This window comes from Pseudomonas mangiferae (genome assembly GCF_007109405.1).
GTDB classification, from domain to species: domain Bacteria; phylum Pseudomonadota; class Gammaproteobacteria; order Pseudomonadales; family Pseudomonadaceae; genus Pseudomonas_T; species Pseudomonas_T mangiferae.
This window is the reverse complement of record NZ_VJOY01000018.1, coordinates 36,642-52,839: the sequence shown is the minus strand read 5'-3', so window position 1 is coordinate 52,839 and position 16,198 is coordinate 36,642. Positions and strand designations below refer to the sequence as shown.

At 68.8% G+C, this 16,198-nt stretch carries 19 protein-coding genes and 1 pseudogene; 10 read left to right on the top strand and 10 right to left on the bottom strand.

Going from position 1 to position 16,198, the window contains the following annotated elements:
- The first annotated feature begins 169 nt into the window (after positions 1-169).
- Entirely contained in the window at positions 170-943 is a 774-nt protein-coding gene (locus FM069_RS18905; RefSeq protein WP_143489929.1) for an SDR family oxidoreductase, read from the top strand.
- Positions 944-1,138: 195 nt separating this feature from the next.
- Positions 1,139-2,038, top strand: coding sequence for a LysR family transcriptional regulator (locus FM069_RS18900; RefSeq protein ID WP_143489928.1), 900 nt, complete (start codon positions 1,139-1,141; stop codon positions 2,036-2,038).
- Positions 2,039-2,293: 255 nt separating this feature from the next.
- Here the strand turns inward: FM069_RS18900 and FM069_RS18895 are convergent, their stop codons facing one another.
- The 4 genes and pseudogenes from FM069_RS18895 to FM069_RS22405 all read right to left on the bottom strand — a co-directional run.
- Positions 2,294-3,121: an inositol monophosphatase family protein gene (locus tag FM069_RS18895; RefSeq protein WP_143489927.1), complete on the bottom strand. Its 828-nt coding sequence runs from the start codon at positions 3,119-3,121 to the stop codon at positions 2,294-2,296.
- Between the two features lie 522 nt (positions 3,122-3,643).
- Positions 3,644-4,417, bottom strand: coding sequence for an SDR family NAD(P)-dependent oxidoreductase (locus tag FM069_RS18890; protein ID WP_218570315.1), 774 nt, complete (start codon positions 4,415-4,417; stop codon positions 3,644-3,646).
- 91 nt (positions 4,418-4,508) lie between these two features.
- Positions 4,509-5,222: a methyl-accepting chemotaxis protein gene (locus FM069_RS22410; protein WP_407681598.1), complete on the bottom strand. Its 714-nt coding sequence runs from the start codon at positions 5,220-5,222 to the stop codon at positions 4,509-4,511.
- 141 nt (positions 5,223-5,363) lie between these two features.
- Positions 5,364-6,260: pseudogene (locus FM069_RS22405) on the bottom strand (HAMP domain-containing protein); the annotation flags it as partial.
- Between the two features lie 402 nt (positions 6,261-6,662).
- On the opposite strand from FM069_RS22405, the gene FM069_RS18880 reads away from it, so the two are divergent.
- Complete coding sequence (locus tag FM069_RS18880; RefSeq protein WP_143489924.1) at positions 6,663-7,001, top strand: YajD family HNH nuclease; 339 nt, start codon at positions 6,663-6,665, stop codon at positions 6,999-7,001.
- A 121-nt stretch (positions 7,002-7,122) separates the two neighbouring features.
- Here the strand turns inward: FM069_RS18880 and FM069_RS18875 are convergent, their stop codons facing one another.
- Together FM069_RS18875 and dgt are read right to left on the bottom strand one after the other, a co-directional pair.
- Entirely contained in the window at positions 7,123-8,310 is a 1,188-nt protein-coding gene (locus tag FM069_RS18875) for a hypothetical protein (RefSeq protein WP_143489923.1), read from the bottom strand.
- A 44-nt stretch (positions 8,311-8,354) separates the two neighbouring features.
- A complete protein-coding gene (dgt, locus tag FM069_RS18870; protein ID WP_143489922.1) occupies positions 8,355-9,851 on the bottom strand; it encodes a dGTPase in 1,497 nt (498 codons plus the stop codon).
- A gap of 234 nt (positions 9,852-10,085) precedes the next feature.
- On the opposite strand from dgt, the gene FM069_RS18865 reads away from it, so the two are divergent.
- The 4 genes from FM069_RS18865 to FM069_RS18850 all read left to right on the top strand — a co-directional run bounded on the left by FM069_RS18865 (position 10,086) and on the right by FM069_RS18850 (position 12,017).
- Entirely contained in the window at positions 10,086-10,421 is a 336-nt protein-coding gene (locus tag FM069_RS18865) for a DUF2025 family protein (RefSeq protein ID WP_143489921.1), read from the top strand.
- Positions 10,422-10,648: 227 nt separating this feature from the next.
- Positions 10,649-11,221, top strand: coding sequence for a hypothetical protein (locus FM069_RS18860; protein WP_143489920.1), 573 nt, complete (start codon positions 10,649-10,651; stop codon positions 11,219-11,221).
- A 120-nt stretch (positions 11,222-11,341) separates the two neighbouring features.
- The gene (locus FM069_RS18855) at positions 11,342-11,563 is read left to right on the top strand and encodes a hypothetical protein (RefSeq protein WP_143489919.1); all 222 of its coding nucleotides are present in this window, start codon (positions 11,342-11,344) and stop codon (positions 11,561-11,563) included.
- Positions 11,564-11,573: 10 nt separating this feature from the next.
- Complete coding sequence (locus FM069_RS18850; RefSeq protein WP_143489918.1) at positions 11,574-12,017, top strand: GNAT family N-acetyltransferase; 444 nt, start codon at positions 11,574-11,576, stop codon at positions 12,015-12,017.
- 55 nt (positions 12,018-12,072) lie between these two features.
- On the opposite strand, the gene FM069_RS18845 is transcribed toward FM069_RS18850, so the two are convergent.
- Entirely contained in the window at positions 12,073-12,315 is a 243-nt protein-coding gene (locus tag FM069_RS18845) for a DUF2789 domain-containing protein (protein WP_143489917.1), read from the bottom strand.
- Between the two features lie 336 nt (positions 12,316-12,651).
- On the bottom strand, positions 12,652-12,843 hold the full coding sequence (locus FM069_RS18840) for a CsbD family protein (RefSeq protein WP_143489916.1): 192 nt from the start codon (positions 12,841-12,843) through the stop codon (positions 12,652-12,654).
- Positions 12,844-13,075: 232 nt separating this feature from the next.
- Here FM069_RS18840 and FM069_RS18835 point away from each other — a divergent pair, with 232 nt between their 5' ends.
- Genes FM069_RS18835 through FM069_RS18825 form a run of 3 tightly spaced genes read left to right on the top strand, consistent with a single transcriptional unit; the run spans position 13,076 to position 14,914 of the window.
- Positions 13,076-13,288 (top strand): hypervirulence associated TUDOR domain-containing protein, encoded by a 213-nt coding sequence (locus FM069_RS18835; protein WP_143489915.1) that lies wholly within the window; start codon positions 13,076-13,078, stop codon positions 13,286-13,288.
- Positions 13,285-13,887, top strand: coding sequence for a DUF488 domain-containing protein (locus FM069_RS18830; RefSeq protein WP_233282085.1), 603 nt, complete (start codon positions 13,285-13,287; stop codon positions 13,885-13,887). The genes FM069_RS18835 and FM069_RS18830 overlap by 4 nt, the downstream gene beginning before the upstream one ends.
- Before the next feature lie 46 nt (positions 13,888-13,933).
- Positions 13,934-14,914, top strand: a complete 981-nt coding sequence (locus FM069_RS18825; protein WP_143489914.1) for a zinc-dependent alcohol dehydrogenase family protein — start codon at positions 13,934-13,936, stop codon at positions 14,912-14,914.
- 40 nt (positions 14,915-14,954) lie between these two features.
- Here FM069_RS18825 and FM069_RS18820 read toward each other — a convergent pair whose 3' ends face one another.
- Positions 14,955-15,233, bottom strand: a complete 279-nt coding sequence (locus FM069_RS18820) for a DUF3509 domain-containing protein (RefSeq protein ID WP_178106848.1) — start codon at positions 15,231-15,233, stop codon at positions 14,955-14,957.
- Between the two features lie 171 nt (positions 15,234-15,404).
- Entirely contained in the window at positions 15,405-16,175 is a 771-nt protein-coding gene (locus tag FM069_RS18815; protein ID WP_143489912.1) for a substrate-binding periplasmic protein, read from the bottom strand.
- Between the last annotated feature and the right edge of the window lie 23 nt (positions 16,176-16,198).

Sequence of the window (16,198 nt, the reverse complement as noted above, 5' to 3'; positions counted from 1 at the left end):
TGAACGTAACCAAAAAACAACTTCAAACGTGACCGATCCAGAGTGATCAGCAGGTGCCGCCCACCGCCCCATTAGCCCACAATCCTGGACAAACCATCCCAATCGAGCCGATTTATCCAGCGAGGCCGTCTGCTTACCCTGGGGTCTCACTCATGCACAGGAGGTTTCCATGGCTGACCACTCCATCCAGGGCAAGGTCGTACTCATCGCCGGCGGCGCCAAGAACCTGGGCGGCTTGATCGCCCGTGACCTGGCCGCCCAGGGCGCCCGGGCGGTGGCCATTCACTACAACAGCGAGTCGTCGAAACCGGATGCCGAGGCCACTGTGGCCGCGCTCCAGGGGCTGGGGGCGAAGGCCGTGGCGCTGCAAGGCGACCTGACCGGCGCCGCCGCCATGGAGAAGTTGTTCGCCGACACCATCGCGGCGGTGGGGCGGCCCGACATCGCCATCAACACCGTGGGCAAGGTGCTGAAGAAACCGCTGCAGGACGTCACCGAGGCCGAATACGACACCATGAGCGCGGTGAACGCCAAGACCGCGTTCTTCTTCCTCAAGGAAGCCGGCAAGCACGTCAACGACAACGGCAAGGTGCTGACCCTGGTGACCTCGCTGCTGGGGGCTTTCACGCCGTTCTATGCGGCCTATGCCGGGACCAAGGCGCCGGTGGAGCACTTCACCCGGGCGGCGGCCAAGGAATTCGGCGAACGGGGCATCTCGGTGACGGCGGTGGGCCCCGGCCCCATGGACACCCCGTTCTTCTACCCCGCCGAGGGCGCGGACGCGGTGGCCTACCACAAGACCGCCGCGGCGCTGTCGCCGTTCTCCACCACCGGCCTCACCGACATCGAGGACGTGGTGCCCTTCATCCGCCACCTGGTCAGCGACGGCTGGTGGATCACCGGCCAGACCATCCTCATCAACGGCGGCTACACCACCAAGTGAGTGCCCCGGCGCACCTGCCCGCGTTGCGGTTATGCTCTGCCGGCCGCTCGCCCGGAAACGGCGCCACCCGCTGAAGGCCGGGGGCGCCGGCCGCGTCGAATCGATGCCCGTGAGCGGGCGAGCGGTAACCGGCCTGCTCCGGATCGGGGCAGGCGTCGCCGTTCAACCGCCAAGGCCAGCGTCGAGGGCGCGTGCATGGATCGAGTCGATCAATATCGGGTGTTCGTCCGGGTCGCGGAGATGGGCAGCTTCATTCGCGCCGCCCACGCCCTGGAACGGCCCCGGGCCTCCGTGTCCGCGGCGATCCAGCAATTGGAGGCGCAGGTGGGGGTGCGCCTGCTGCACCGCACCACCCGCCGGGTGCGCCTGACCGCGGATGGCGAGCAGTTGCTGGAGCGGGTGCGCGGCCTGCTGGCGGAGGTGGACGACATCGACCAGCTGTTCCAGGCCAGCCAGCGCCAGGTTTCCGGCCGGCTGGTGGTGGACGTGCCCAGCCGCATCGCCCGACGCCTGATCGCGCCGGCGTTGCCGGGCCTGCTGCGCCAGCACCCACGCCTGCAGCTGCTGCTGGGGTCCAGCGACAGCGCCATCGACCTGGTGCGGGAAGGGGTGGACTGCGCGGTGCGCATCGGCGCGCTGCACGACAGTGGCCTGGCGGTGCGGCCCCTGGGGCATATCGCCCTGATCAACTGCGCCAGCCCGGCCTACCTGCAGGAACACGGCGAGCCCCTGCACCCCCACGACCTGCTCCAGGGCCACTGGGCGGTGGGCTATGCCTCGCCGCGCACCGGCCGGGAACTGCCTTGGGAAGCGGGCGCCGACGGCGAGGCCCTGGCGGTGCCCAGCCGGGTGGTGGCCAACAACGCCGAGAGCTACATCGCCTGCTGCCAGGCCGGGCTCGGCCTGATGCAGATCCCGCGCTTCGACGTGCAACACCTGCTGGACGCCGGGGCGCTCCGGGAAGTCCTGGCGGACCACCGCCCCGCCGCCATGGCGGTGTCGCTGGTCTACCCGCACCGCCGGCAGCGGTCGCGGCGGCTGGCGGTATTCCTGGACTGGTTCGAGGCGCTGATGCGCCCGCACCTGATGCCCTGACGGCCAGCCCCGTGACGAAAGCCACCCGCGCCCCGGCGCCACCCGGTGGACCACGGGGAGGGGCTTCGGGCCGGGCGTTCATTTGGGTTGCCTATGTGCGCCGGGCCTCGCCCCGTCGACCCCGGCACGTCGCGCCTGAGCACGTCCGGCTGGGCCACCCTGTCGCATGGCGCAGGCTTCTCGCCCTTAGGTCACTGGGCTGAACCCGGCCGCCGGCGCCACAGCACCAAGCCACGCCGGGCCTTTCCAGTCGACTCACTCTGGAATCGGCTGGTGCAGGGTCGGCCCGATCAGGGCTTCCAGTTGCCGGTAGACCCCGGGCGCCGCCACCAGGAAGGGGTTGCCCCGCAGCAGCCCGTCGTCGCGGAAGAAGTCGTTGGCAAGGCCGCCGGCCTCTTCCACCAGCACCAGGGCGGCGGTGCAGTCCCAGCTCTTGAAATGGGTCTCGTGGTAGCCGATCAGCCGGCCCGCCGCCACGTAGGCGGTCATCAACGCCCCGGACCCGGTGCGCAGGAACATCCCGCTCTCGGCCAGCAGGCCCTGGAGAAAGGTCAGGAACGGACCGCTGTCCAGGCGATGGTTGGTACCCACGGCGGTGACCCCCTGGCTGACGTGGGTAGCCGCGCTGACCCGCAGCGGGGTGTCGTTGCAGAAGGCGCCGCGGCCACGGCAGCCGTGGAACAGTTCGCCATGGTTGGGATCGGCGATAGCCCCCAGCCAGGGCCGGCCATCCACCATCAGGCCGATGGACACGCACCAGTTGTGCAGGCCGTTGAGGAAGCAGGTGGTGCCGTCGATGGGGTCGATCACCCACAGGCAGCGGGCACCCAGGTCCTGGGGGCCGCCCTCCTCCCCCAATAGGCCATCCTCGGGGAAGCGCCGACCCAGTTCCTGGCGGATGTAGTCCTCCACTGCCCGGTCGGCGACGCTCACCAGGTCCTGCATGTCGCCGCCCTTGTGCACCACGGTGAGGCTGTCACGGCGACGGTAGTAGTCCATGCCCAGGGCGGCCGCGGCCAGGGCGATGTCCCGGGCGGCGGCGTAGCGGGCGTCGAGGTCCAGGTCGTCGGGATAGGCAGGCATAGCGGGCTCCTTGGGTACTAAAGCAGAGAAGACCGGACCCGCCGGCAGCGGTTCAGCGGATCGACCCGTGGGCTCGCCAAGGACGCATCTGCCTGGACCCGCAGCGGTCGCAGGAAGATCCAGAGCCGCGGGCGCCTGGCTGCCAGCGCCTCTACCGGATGCGCCTGATGTGCACGCAGACATCACACCCCAGAGGATCAGGCCGGTTCACTCAAGCTCCGGTGATCCCCGGGTTGGACATGGCGGAATAACGAACATGACGACGCTACGCGCCTTCAGCCTCCCAGCGCAGCGGCTGATGAGCGGTGGCCCACGGTGACCTTCCAGTCCTTCACGGGCGCACCGGCCCATTCCCTTCGCTACCGATGAGGTCATGCAGCCGGCAGAGGTCGCGGCTGGCCAGGTGCCCCAACGGATTACCGCTCAGGCCTTCTGTCGGGGGCGACGAAAGCCTCGCGATCGTCCCCCGGGCATCGGCCGGACGAAACCGATGGGCCGTCTTGCCGATGCGAGGGGGAAACGTCAGGCGCCCTGGCCCCAGTTCATCTCCAGGCCGCCGTCGATGACGAAGTTCTGCCCAGTGACGTAGTCGGCGTCGGCGCTGGCCAGGTAAACCGCCAGTTGCGCCACTTCCTCGGGCTGGCCAGGGCGGCGCCAGGGAATGCGCGGCATTTCCTTGGCTCGGGTCTCCGGGTCTTCCACCCGCTCCTGGGTCATGGGGGTGTGGATCAGGCCGGGCGCGATGGCGTTGACGTTGATCTTCAGCGGCGCCGCTTCCAGGGCGACGCTGCGGGTGAAGGTCAGCAGCCCGCCCTTGGCCGCACCGTAGGCGGCGTGGTTGGGGCTAGGGATGGAATCGTGGACCGAGGTGACGTTGATCAGCTTGCCCTGGCCGCCCCGGGCCTGGCGGCGACGCAGGAAGGCCCGGGTGCAGAAGAACGGGCCATACAGGTCGGTCTTGATGACCTTGTCGAAGTCGGCGGTGCTCAGCTCGGTGACCGGCCCGCTGACGCCGACCCCGGCGTTGTTGACCAGGATGTCCGGGGCGCCGAATTCGTGCTCCACGCTCTGGAACAGCGCCTCGACGCTGCTCTCATCGGTTACGTCCAGGCGCTGCAGCAGGCCGCGTTGGCCGGCCTGGCGGACCTGCTCCAGGGTCGCCTCGGCGCCCTGGCGGTCGGTGTGGTAGGTCACCACCACGTCCGCGCCCTCGCGGGCGAAAGCGATGGCGGTGGCCTGGCCGATACCCGAGTCGGAGCCGGTGACGATGGCGATCTTGCCGGTCAGCTTGCCCATGATGAACCTCCTTTACCGATGGGGAATTCATCTGGACCGCGAGGGCCGGCGAGCGATTCCGGCGAATCGCCGCCCGGCCGTCGCCGCCGGGTCAGACCTTGAAGCGGGCCACCAGCCCCTGCAACTGGGCGCCCAGGCGCGCCAGCTCCACGGTGGACGCGGCGGTCTGCTCCGAGCCCGCCGCCGACTGGTCGGCGATGTCGCGGACGTTCACCACGCTGCGGTTGATCTCCTCGGCCACGGCGCTCTGCTCCTCGGCGGCGGTGGCAATCTGCTGGTTCATCTGCTGGATGCGCGAGACCGCCTGGTTGATGGCCTGCAGGGCGTCCTCGGTCTGCCGGGCGAACGCCACGGTCTGCTCGGTGCGCTCGCGGCTGCGTTCCATCAACTGGGCGGCGTCGCCGGTACCGGCCTGGAGCGCGGCGATCAGGCTCTCGATCTCCTGGGTGGAGTCCTGGGTGCGCCGGGCCAGGGCGCGCACCTCGTCGGCCACCACGGCGAAACCGCGGCCCTGCTCGCCGGCCCGGGCCGCCTCGATGGCGGCGTTCAGCGCCAGCAGGTTGGTCTGATCGGCAACGCTCTTGATCACGTCCACCACGCTGCCGATCTTCTCGCTCTCCCCGGCCAGGCGCACCATGGCCTCGCCCAGCTGCTCGATGTCCTGGGCCAGCACCGAGGTCTGGCGCACGGTGTCGGCCACCACGGCGGTGCCGTGGGCGGTCTTGCCGTCGGCGTCGCTGGCGGCGTGGGAGGCGTCCTCGGCGTTGCGCGCCACCTCGTGGACGGTGGAGGCCATCTCGTTCATGGCGGTGGCCACCTGCTCGATCTCGCTCTTCTGCTGGCCGACCCCGGCGCTGGTCTGGTTGCTGACCGCGGACAGCTCCTCCGCCGCGGTGCTGATCTGGGTCACCCCCTGGGTGATGCCGCCCACCAACTCCCGCAGGCTGCGGGCCATCTCCTGCATGCTGCGCTGCAGCAGGCCCAGCTCATCGCGGCGGGCGCTGTCGGTCTGCACAGTGAGGTCGCCGGCGGCGACCCGCTCCACCACCTCCACGGTCCGCCGCAGGGGCGGCACGATTTGCCGGTGCACCAGCCACGCCGCCAGGCAGCCCAGCGCCAGGGCGACGATAACCATGATCGCCAGCTCGGTCTCGGCGCTGGCCCGCTGCTCCTCGGCACCCTTCAGCTGGTCGGCGGTCAGGGCGTGCAGGCGCTCCACGTTCTGGGCGGTCAGCTGGGTCAGCTCGCGCTCCCGGGCCTGCAACTGCTGGTCCTGCTGGAAGACGGTCTGCAGCAGGCTGCGGTAATGCTCCAGGGCGGTGCTGGCGCGCTGCAGCTCGTCGGCGTATTCCGCCGACAGGCTGCTGCGGGCCGCGGCGGTGGCCTGGGCCAGCCGCTCGATGCTGGCGAGGATCGCCCCGGAAGTCTGCGGCGTGGGGGTGGACAGGTAGGGCAGGTTCAGCACCCGGGTGGCCGAGACCTGCTCTTCCAGGCCGATGGCCACCTTGACCGCATTCACGGTGTCGGCGGAGGGGTTCTGTTCGGCCATGCGCTGGCTCTCCGCCAGCAGCGCGGCGTAGGAGGCGCTCAGCTGATCGGCCACCTCCACCATGGGCTTGCGTGCATCGCCGCTGGCCTGCTTGGCCCGCACCTGGGCGTCGAAGGCGGCGTGGTGGGCGCCGATGCTCTCCTTGAGTTGGCGCAGCAGCGCGAGGCTGGCGGGGCGGACCAGGCGCCGCAGGCCCTCGTCGATCTTCTCGTCCATGCGCCGCGCTGCGTCCGCCTGGGCGCTGAGCTGGGCGGGGTCGCCGGTGGTGGCGTAGCCCACCTCGTAGAGGCGCATCTCCAGGCCGTGGTTGAGGATCGCGGAGGTGAGTTCGGTCTTGTTCACCAGGGCGCTGAGCTGCGAGGTACTCATGGCGCCGATGCCGGCCACCAGCAGGATCGCCACCAGCATCGAGCCGAAGCCGAGGCCGAGTTTCTTGCCCACGGACAGGTTGTCGAGCCAGCCGGCGCGACGGTTTTCGCGTTGTGTCATTGGAACCTCGAAGCGGAACCAGTCCCTGGCTCTAAGGAAAGTGACCATGCGAACCCATTATTCCGGAAAAGTGCTATCTGTTTGGCATCAAACCGGCTCCGACTGACGCGGGTCAACGCCGCCGATGGCCAGCCGGCCAGGGATCGGATTAACTGACGATAGGCGCTGCCACGACCGGTGGCGACCCCAGCAGGGAGACGATCATCCATGAGCGGCACGAAACCCATCCCCTACAGCCAGCGCGAGCAAGGCTACCGGGAAAAGGCCCTGAAGCTGTACCCCTGGGTATGCGGACGCTGCGCCCGGGAATTCTCCGGCAAGCGCCTGAGCGAACTGACCGTGCACCACAAGGACCACAACCACGACAACAACCCCGAGGACGGCTCCAACTGGGAGCTGCTCTGCCTGTACTGCCACGACAACGAGCACTCCCGCTACACCGACAACCAGTATTTCGCCGAACCGACCCCGGGCAGCGACCGCGGCCCCAAGAGCACCTTCAAGGGCCTGGCCGGACTGGCCGACCTGCTGAAGAAGGACCCGTGACGCCAGGCTGTCGGGCCCTGGGCAGTGCATCGCGGAGCGGTACGACGCGGGACCGCCCCGCGTATCCAACCCGAGGCGAACGAAGCCGGGCGCACATTGCCCGGCGGGCAACCGGAGCGCCTCAGAGCGGCTGGGCGAACAGGCAGACCCGTCCGTCGGGCCGCAGCCTCGGCGGCTGGGCGAAAGGCCGGGCCGAGACGCAGCCCACTGGCCCCTCACCTTCTGTTGCGGGCGGCGACACGCGGGAAGTCGGTGGCAACACGACGTAGTCATCCGTGTGCACCGGCACGCAGGCGCTGGCGCGGGATGGCCAGTTCTCAAGCCGGGTGTCCACCCAGCGGGCCGGGCACAGCAGGTGCAACCCGCCGAAGCTGTACAGGCGGAACGCCTCGATACGCACCCGGCCGTCGCCCAAGGGCTGGCCGTGCCAGGCCCCGCCCTGGAACGCGGCCGGCGGGTAGCGGGCGTCCAGGGCCAGGGTCAGCACCGCCTGTTGGCGCACCTGCACCAGGCCGGCGGCGCCATAGACGACGATCTGGACGATCGCAGTAGACATGAACAGCATCGGGATCGCCATGATCGCGGTGCCGAGGGCCAGGTTTTGAAACCTGCGCAAAATTGCGCCTTCGTTCAGGTAGAAGGTGGCGGCCGGCAGTAGAGTTAGCAGCATGGACAGGAAACCCACCAGTAGGCCCTTCCACTGCGCCCATTCGCCATCGCCACCTCGATAAGCCTCAAGCGCCAAGGAAACTGGATACACGCCAGCAAGAGCAGCAAAAGCCAAAAGGACGATGGCGATTGCCAACATGCCATAGCGAGTGCCATGGGCGTCTGGGTTGGCCTGTGCTGCTAGGGTAGAAGCCCACGCGGTTTGGAAACCTCGGTCCCAACGCCTAAACATCACCAATGTTGTTCCTACACTGATGAGCACCACCGGCAAGGCCAGCCGCGCCATTTCTGTAGTAATCCATAGCAGACAGCCGAACAAGCTGGCGAAGCCCACCGCCACCGTCACCAGCGCGCGTTTCATCACCGTCGCCCGCACCGCCTCCGGCAGGCGCAGCGCCGAGACAAAAATGCCCAGCACGATCGACGGCATCGCCAAGGCCGCCAGGGTCGCCACGCCCACCAGGGCGGACGCCCCCAGCCAGGCGAACAGTGCCGGCCCCACGTCCAGGGAATCCATGAACAGCTCCGGCCGGCCGATCGCCCCCAGGTAGACGCGCAGGAAGACCAGGCCGAGGCCTGCGCCCACCAGGGAGGCCGTGCCGGTGATCGCCTTGGCGTGACGCAGCAGGATACGGAGCACCTCGGGCAGGCGCGCGCCCGGGCCGGCGTGGCGGGATGGCAGATTCATAAGGCTGACAGGGTCCGGTATTCGTCCTGGGCGTGCTGGTCGGTCATGCCGCTGACGAAGTCCTGCAGCATCCGGCAGCGGTAGTAGAACTCCCAGAGCCCGGCGTCATGGCCGGGGTGGTCCCTCAGCGCCTCCAGGTAGGCCTTGCGCTGCTGGGTCGGCAGGCGCCGCGCCAGCAGCACCGCGTGGGGCGCCCCGCCCTCGCCCCGGGCCAGGCACTGCATGGCCTCGGCGTCCAGCCGCAGCAGCGGCGCGTAGAAGTCCAGCAGGCCCTGGATGATCCGGTAGCCCTGCAGCTCCAGGGTCTCCACCTCGCGGTGGCAGAACACGTGGGTCAGGGCCACGTTCTTGAAGGTCTGGACGATGGCGTGGGGCAGGCTGTCATCCTCCATCAGCGCCCGGTCCAGGGTGCCGTGGTAGACCGCCTCCAGGTTGGCGATGAACTGCCCGGCGGCGTGGCGCACCAGGGGGTGGATCACGCTCACCCGCAGGCCGATGAAGAACTCGCCCACCTTGTTGATGGGCTCGTTTTCCCAGCGCGCCACGGCCGCTTCCACCATCGCCTGGAAACTCGGCACCGCCTCGGCCACCGGCTGCCCCGCCCGGTCGCCGGCCAGCCCGGAATAGGTGTCGATCAGCAGCTTCGCCAGACGCGGCACGTCGAGGATGCCCTTCTCCACCGAATCCTCGATGTCCGCCAGGCAGTAAGAGATGTCGTCGGCCGCCTCCATGACGTAGGTGATGGGGTGGCGGGTGCCCGGGGCCATGTGCAACGCGGCGTACAGGTCGGCGACGAAGCCTTCCTCGGACAGGTAGAAGCCCGGCTTCTTGTTCAGGTAGGCCGCCGGCTCGCCGTTGCCGGGGCGCGGCCGGTAGGCCGGGCGCACGTACTTCAGCAGGCCGGCGGTCTGGGTGTAGGTCAGGTTGAGCCGCAGCAGGCGCACCACCAGGCGGATGGCCTGGGCGTTACCCTCGAAGGCGCGCAGGTCGGCGCGCATGCGCGCGGCCAGCGGCGCATCGCCGGTGCCGGCGGGCACGGCGGCGTCGAACAGGGCGTCCAAGTGGCGGGCGAACCAGTCGTTGAGGGCGAATTCGCCGAAGTGGCCGAACGGCGGGTTGCCCACGTCGTGCATCAGGCAGGCCATCTCCACCAGGCTTTCCAGGGCCCGCTCCAGGCCGTCGAGGCCATGGCGGGCCGCCTCCCCGCCCAGCTGCTTGTACAGGGTGCGGACGATGAAGCGGCCGGTCTGCTGGACCTCCAGGGAATGGGTCAGGCGACTGCGCACCGCGGCGTTGCGCTCCAGGGGAAAGACCTGGGTCTTCTGCTGCAGGCGCCGCACCGCGGCGGACTGGATGATCCGGCCGCGGTCGCTCTCCAGCTGGTCCACCACCTCGTCCAGGACGAAGCCGGTCGGCCCGGCGCCCTCGGTGTCGCCACGCGAGTGAGGGCGTCGGCAGGAAATCTTCCGTTTGAAATCGAGGGGGCCGGGCATCTGCGGGCTCGTGGCGAGGGGGCAATGCCGCAGCCTAGCGCGGCGGCGCGCGGATACCAAGGTGGCGGCGGCTCGCACGGTGGCGACGCTGCGACGCCAGGTCGCGACGCGCGCCGCCCGCGCCGCTGGTATAAACGCGAATCGACCGCATCCGACGAAGACGCGGCGCCCTTGCGTGGTCCCCTTCACCCCGGCCGCGGGTCCGTTCCCCGCGCGCCTCCAGCGAGGCCAGCCATGAGCATCACCTCCACCCACATCTGCGAGGCCGCCGACCGCCTGAACGGCTTCGTCGGCTACAACACCAAGACCGGTCGCCACATCGTCCGCTTCAGCGAGGACTCCTTCGGCATGGATGTGGCCGAGGACAGCATCGCCCCGGTGAGCGAGTTCGTCTGGCGCGCCGAGGGCGCCGGCACCATGACCCTGGAACGCCAGCGCATCCAGCTGCTGCTGGACCTGCATATCGACGACCGCCTCAACCTCGGCGAACCGCTGCGGGTGTACATGCGCCGCCACGACCTGCCGGAGATCGTCGCCCACCGCCAGCCCCTGGGACGCAGCCCGGCGTAAATCCGCGGCCTGTGGTAGAGGGTGCGGAAGGCGCTCCCTCGGCGTCTCGCCATCCCCTCCAGAGGCAAGCGGGCTCGTCGAAGGCGGCGTCGCGGGCACGGCCCTGCCGTATCGGGGCCGAGGGTGCCGGATGCCCGGCGATTCCGCTAAGCTCGGGAAACCTGGCCGGCGGCGAACCCTTCGGGGCGCTGCCGGGTCGAACCCCGAATCCGTTCAGAGCGAACCCCATGGCACACCCTTTCCCCGGTACCGGCCTGGCCTTCGGCGCTGCGTTGCTGCTAGGCCTGGCAGGCTGCTCCTCCTCGCCCACCTGCGACGAGCCCATGAGCGGCGACCACTGCCGCGAAGAACGCCTGCTGTACCAGAACGACATGCTCCAGGCGAAGCTGCTGATCGCCTCCGGCGACATGGAGAACTACGAGCTGGCCCAGGCGCTGCTGGACCGCGCCGCCACCCAGGACAAGACCGGCGAGGCGGACTTCTACCGCGCCGTGCTGATGATCCGCCAGGGGCCCCAGGTGGACGAGGTGATGAAGCTGCTGGAGCGCTCCGCCGAGCGCAAGCACCCCTACGCCACCGCCCTGCTCTACAAGATCTACAGCGACCCGTACCTGATCACCGAGGCCGACCCCCAGCAGGCCGAGAAGTACCGCAAGGCTTATGCCGGGCTGGACGTGGCCAAGAGCGGCTACCCATCCTTCGACAAGGCCATGGCCCTGGTGAACGCCTTGCTGGCCGCGCCCCAGAGCAGCGACGCGGAAGACGACGATGCCGACGAGGACGAAGACCCGGCGCCCTGAGCCGGCTCGCGCCGACCTCGCCGCCGGGCGGCACTCGCGGGGCCTGCCTTCCGGCCCCGCGGCCTCGCTATAATGCGCGCCTTCCGGCCAGCGGCCGACGACTCCACTGCGGTAACCCCCATGACTTCTGCCGACGACTCCACCCCCGACCTTGCGCCCACCGACGCGGCCGCCGACACGACGGAACGGGCGATTCCCGATTTCGCCTTCCCCTTCTCCCCCAAGCGTTTCCAGAAGGCCAAGGACGAGCAGCCGAACCACTGGAAGGCCAACCCCAGCCGCCACGATTCCCGTCCCGGGCCGGCGCCCCGGGGTAGCCGCCGTTCCATGGGCAAGCGCTGACGCCACCCGTGTGACGGACCTGCGTTACGAGCCGCTCGACACGCTGCGCCAGCCCCTGGTCAACCGCTTCTACCGCAGCCACCGCTCGCCGAGCCGCGCCCGGGGCGACCAGCAGGCCTGGGTCGCCCGGGCCGCCGACCCGGTGGCGGCGCTCTGCCTGACCCCATTGGCGGGCGGGCACTGGCTCACCGGCCTGCTGGTAGACCCGGCCTTCCGCCAGCGAGGCGTGGGCTCCGAGTTGATGCGACGGGTGCGGGACACCCTCCCCGGCCCGGTCTGGTTGTTCTGCCACCCTGATCTCGATGCCTTCTACCACCCCCTCGGCTACCGCCACGCCGACGCACTTCCCGCGCCCCTGGCCGAGCGCCTGGCCCGCTACCGGCGACACAAGCCGCTGCTGGCGCTGGTCTCGCAGCCCCTCCCACCTGCCGAGACGCCTGTTTCGCACCCATGAAAAAACCGGCCGAAGCCGGTCTTTTCATGCTGCCCCGAAAGCCCGGGTCAGCGGCTCACTTGGCGGAGGCGTGGAGCCGGACGTTCAGTTCGTCCACCACCGGCGCCCAGTCGCCGTCGCCCATCATTTCGTCCTTGAGCAGGGTGCGTTGGGCCTTGCTCCAGAACGGCGCCTCGGTGACCTTCACGTCATCCGGCAGCGGGTAGTGTTCGGCGATGAAGGCATCGATGCTGGCCGGGTCGTTGTCCAGGCCCAGTTGCGCGAACAGGGTCGACAGGTCAGGGTTGGGTAATTCCATGATTATTCTCCTCAGCACGGCAGTGTTCATATCCTGAAACTAGGACCGACGGGCGGTGAGGGAAATTCCAAAAACCTGCGGCGGTTTTAATTGATTCAAGAAACGCTATTGGAGAATGAATCCGCTACTTGTAAGAATACGTTTCGACAGGAAGCGCTATGAATGCGTATTCATCATCAATTACTGCATAAAAGAAAGGCAGAATAACGCGATGTTATTCTGCCTTCTTCTTTATATCGCCTGTCTCGTTTAACGAAAGAAGAATCGCGAGACCAGGGAAAGCCGCCGGTGGCGGGCCGGGCGAATATCGCCCGCGGCTAGCCAGGGCGCGGCCCGTCAGGCCTTGTCGATGCTGTCTTTCAGCGCATCCTTGGCCTTACCCACGACTTGTTGGGCTTCGCCTTTGGTTTCCTGCACCTTGCCTTCGCCTTTCAGGCGATCGTTGTCGGTGGCTTCGCCGATACCTTGTTTGGCTTTACCGACGGCTTCGTTGGTAGCGCCTTTCACTTTATCCATAGTGCTGCCCATGAGAATTCTCCTCGGTTGGGATTCGTCACAATCGACATAAAGACTGACTCCACACCGAAGCGGAGAGTTTCTCCTTTTTTTCATCATTCGAAGATCGACGGATAACTTCGGATGGACGGTCACAGTGGCTCGTGTGAAGCAAGCGTTCATTATTCCGCTGGTCGTGGGTAAGGAATCCCAAGGGAAACGACGGGGTCATCAGCAGGGTTATCGACCCGCCAGGAGGCATGCCATGACAACCCCGTTCAAGGTCGGCGACGCGGTGCGCTGGAATTCCGAGGACGGCGAGATCGAAGGCACGGTGGTGAAAGTGCACACCCACGACCTGACGTTCCTGGGACGCCAGCGCCGCGCCAGCCCGGACGAACCGCAGTATGAAGTACGCAGCGACAAGACCGGCCACGTTGCCCTGCACAAACCCTCGGCGCTGCACCTGCGCCCATGAGCATGCCTCCCGACGAGCGCGCCAAGGGCCTGCCGGCGACCCTGTGGACCGTCGGCCATTCCACCCTGGCGCTGCCGGTCTTCCTCCAGCTGCTGCAGCGACACGGCATCCAGGGCGTAGCGGACGTGCGGCGGTTCCCGTCGTCCCGGCGTCATCCGCAGTTCGCCGAGCAGGCCTTGCAGGCCGCCCTGGAGGAACAGGGAATCGCCTACCGCTGGCTGCCCGAGCTGGGCGGGCGGCGCGAGCCCCGGGCCGATTCGCCCAACACCGCCTGGCGCCAGCCGGCCTTCCGTGGCTACGCCGACCACCTGAACAGCGCCCTCTTCGCCGAGGGGCTCGCTGCGCTGCTGGCGTTCGCCCACGGGCGCCGGGTCGCCGTGCTCTGTGCCGAGCGCCAGTGGCGCCAGTGCCACCGATCACTGATCGCCGACGTGCTGAGCCTGCGGGGCATCGAGGTGCTGCACCTGCTCGGCGCCGAGCAGGTGGAACCTCACGTGCCCAACCCAGCCCTGCGCGAGGTGGCCGACCAGGTGACCTACCCCGCGACCGAACCCCCGGTGCGCCAGGGTGACCTGTTCGCCACCGACTCCCCGCCCTGACGCCGCCCGGCGTCAGCCCCCCCGACCCGTTCCCAGGAGAACGTTCATGCTCAGAGCCCGCTATAGCCGCCATGGCACCCCCGAAGAGGTGATCGAAGCCGTCGAACTGCCCGACCCGTCCCTGCAACCTGGCGAGGTCTGGCTGGAGGTGCTGGCGGCGCCCATCAACCCGTCCGACCTGCTCACCCTGAGTGGCGAATACGGCCGCCTGCCGCCCCTGCCGGCCTTCGCCGGCAACGAGGGGGTGGCGGTGGTGCGGGGCCGTGGCCCCGGCGTCGAGAACCTGGCGGAGGGACAGCGCGTGCTGATCCCCAGCGGCGCCGGCAGCTGGTCGACCCACCTGGTGGCCAAGGCCGACGCCTTGCTGCCGTTGCCCGAGGCCGGCGATGTCCGGCAACTGGCGATGCTCACCGTCAACCCGCCGGCGGCCTTGCTGATGCTGCGGGAATTCGTCCCCCTGAAACCGGGCGACTGGGTGCTGCAGAACGCCGCCAATTCCGCCGTCGGCGGCTACCTGGTGCAACTGGCCCGGCGGCAGGGGCTGCGCACGGTCAACGTGGTGCGCCGCGAGGCCACTGCCGACGCGGTGCGGCGCAACGGGGGCGATGTGGTGCTGCTGGACGGCGACGACCTGCCCCAGCGCGTGGCGGACGCCACCGGCCAGGCGGCGATCCGTCTGGCCATCGATCCGGTGGGAGGTGAGGTGTGCAATCGCCTGGCGGCCTGCCTGGCCGACGGCGGCACCCTGGTGAATTATGGGCGCATGAGCGACCAGCCGTGCCAGGTGGACCCGAGCCTGCTGATCTTCCATGACATCCAGGTGCGCGGCTTCTGGCTGGACCGCTGGTTTCGCCAGGCCCAGCCAGCGCAGCGCCAGGCGGTGCTGCAGGAGCTTATCGAGTTGATCGTGGAGGGAACCCTGCACGGCGAGGTGGGCGAAACGTTTCCGGTGCAGCGGATCAAGGAGGCGGTGGCGGCAGCGGCCAAGGGCGAGAAGAACGGCAAGGTGATGGTGGTGCCGGCCTGACGCCGGCGGGCGCCGTCCGGGACGGCGCCTGTCTCGGACCTCAGGCGGCGCTGGCGGCGGCCTGCAGGACCGGGTGGGCCTGGCTCGACCACTCCAGAGCTTCCAGGGTCGGCCCTTCGACGGCCACCCCGTTCAGGTCGCGACGCAGGGCACTCAGGGCCCATTCCAGGTGCACCGGGACGGTCAGGGACGGGATCACCCGGCGCACGGTACGGCCGTCCTTCTCCAGCCCCAGCAGGAAACTGCCATCAGGGCAGGCGCGGGTGGAAAAGGTATAGCCGGGAAAGGCCTGGGACAGCTTGGCGAGATCGAGGCTCATGGACGCGCTCCTGCGGGGCGATGGGATGACGCCTGGACGCTTGCACGGCCCATGCCACATCCACCCATTCGCTGACGCCCAGGCAGATCAAGGGTTTGGCACCGCCCGAGGGAAATGCCGCGCATGCAAAACGCGCCCCGCTTCGCTTGTTACCGTGCATTTCGCACGATTTCAATCGAGCACCAGCCGCTTGAAACGCGCCTTGTAGGCCGGGGCTTCCCGCAGCGTCGGGATCATCGCCCAGATCTCCCGCACCCGCTCGGGCTCGGCGCGGGTGAACGCCCGGGAAAAGATCAGGTAGTAGTCCTTCACCTGCAGCGGCGTCGTGGCCTTTTCCAGGGCCATGGCCAGGTCGGGGTGGCCGGCCAGGAGGAAATCCGCCCGGGACACCTGCAGGGCCGCCGCCTCGATGCGCCGGCTCTTGACCATCATCAGCAGGGACAGCGGGTCCCGGCTGGTCTCGTCCACCTCGGCGCCGTGCTCGCGGAGAAAGTCGACGATGGAGAACCCGCTGAGGGAGCCGATCCGACCACGCAGGTCGGTGAAGCGCTCGCCGTCCCACTGCGGCCCGTCGCCCACGCGCCGGTAGAGGGCATAGGTGGCGGTGTGCAGGCGCTTGTCCCGGTCCAGCAGGCCCTTGTCCTGGGGGAAGACCGCCTGGGCCAAGCGCTCGGGGTTGGCGCTGGCGGCCAGCGCGCCGTCGTACAGGCCGCGGTCGACCCCGTCCAGGCAGCGCCGCCAGGGCAGCGCCACGTAGCTGAAGGCCACCGGCAGGGCCTCGGCCAGTTGCGCCATCAACAGCTGATCGAGACCGCTGCCGTCGGCCATGCTCCAGGGGTAGGAGTCGCGGTCCTCGTAGCACAGCCGGATGGGGTCGGCCCACGCCACCGGGGCGCAGAGCAGCACGGACAACCACAGCACAGCGAGGGATCGGCAGGACATCGGGTCTCCGGCGGCCCACGGGA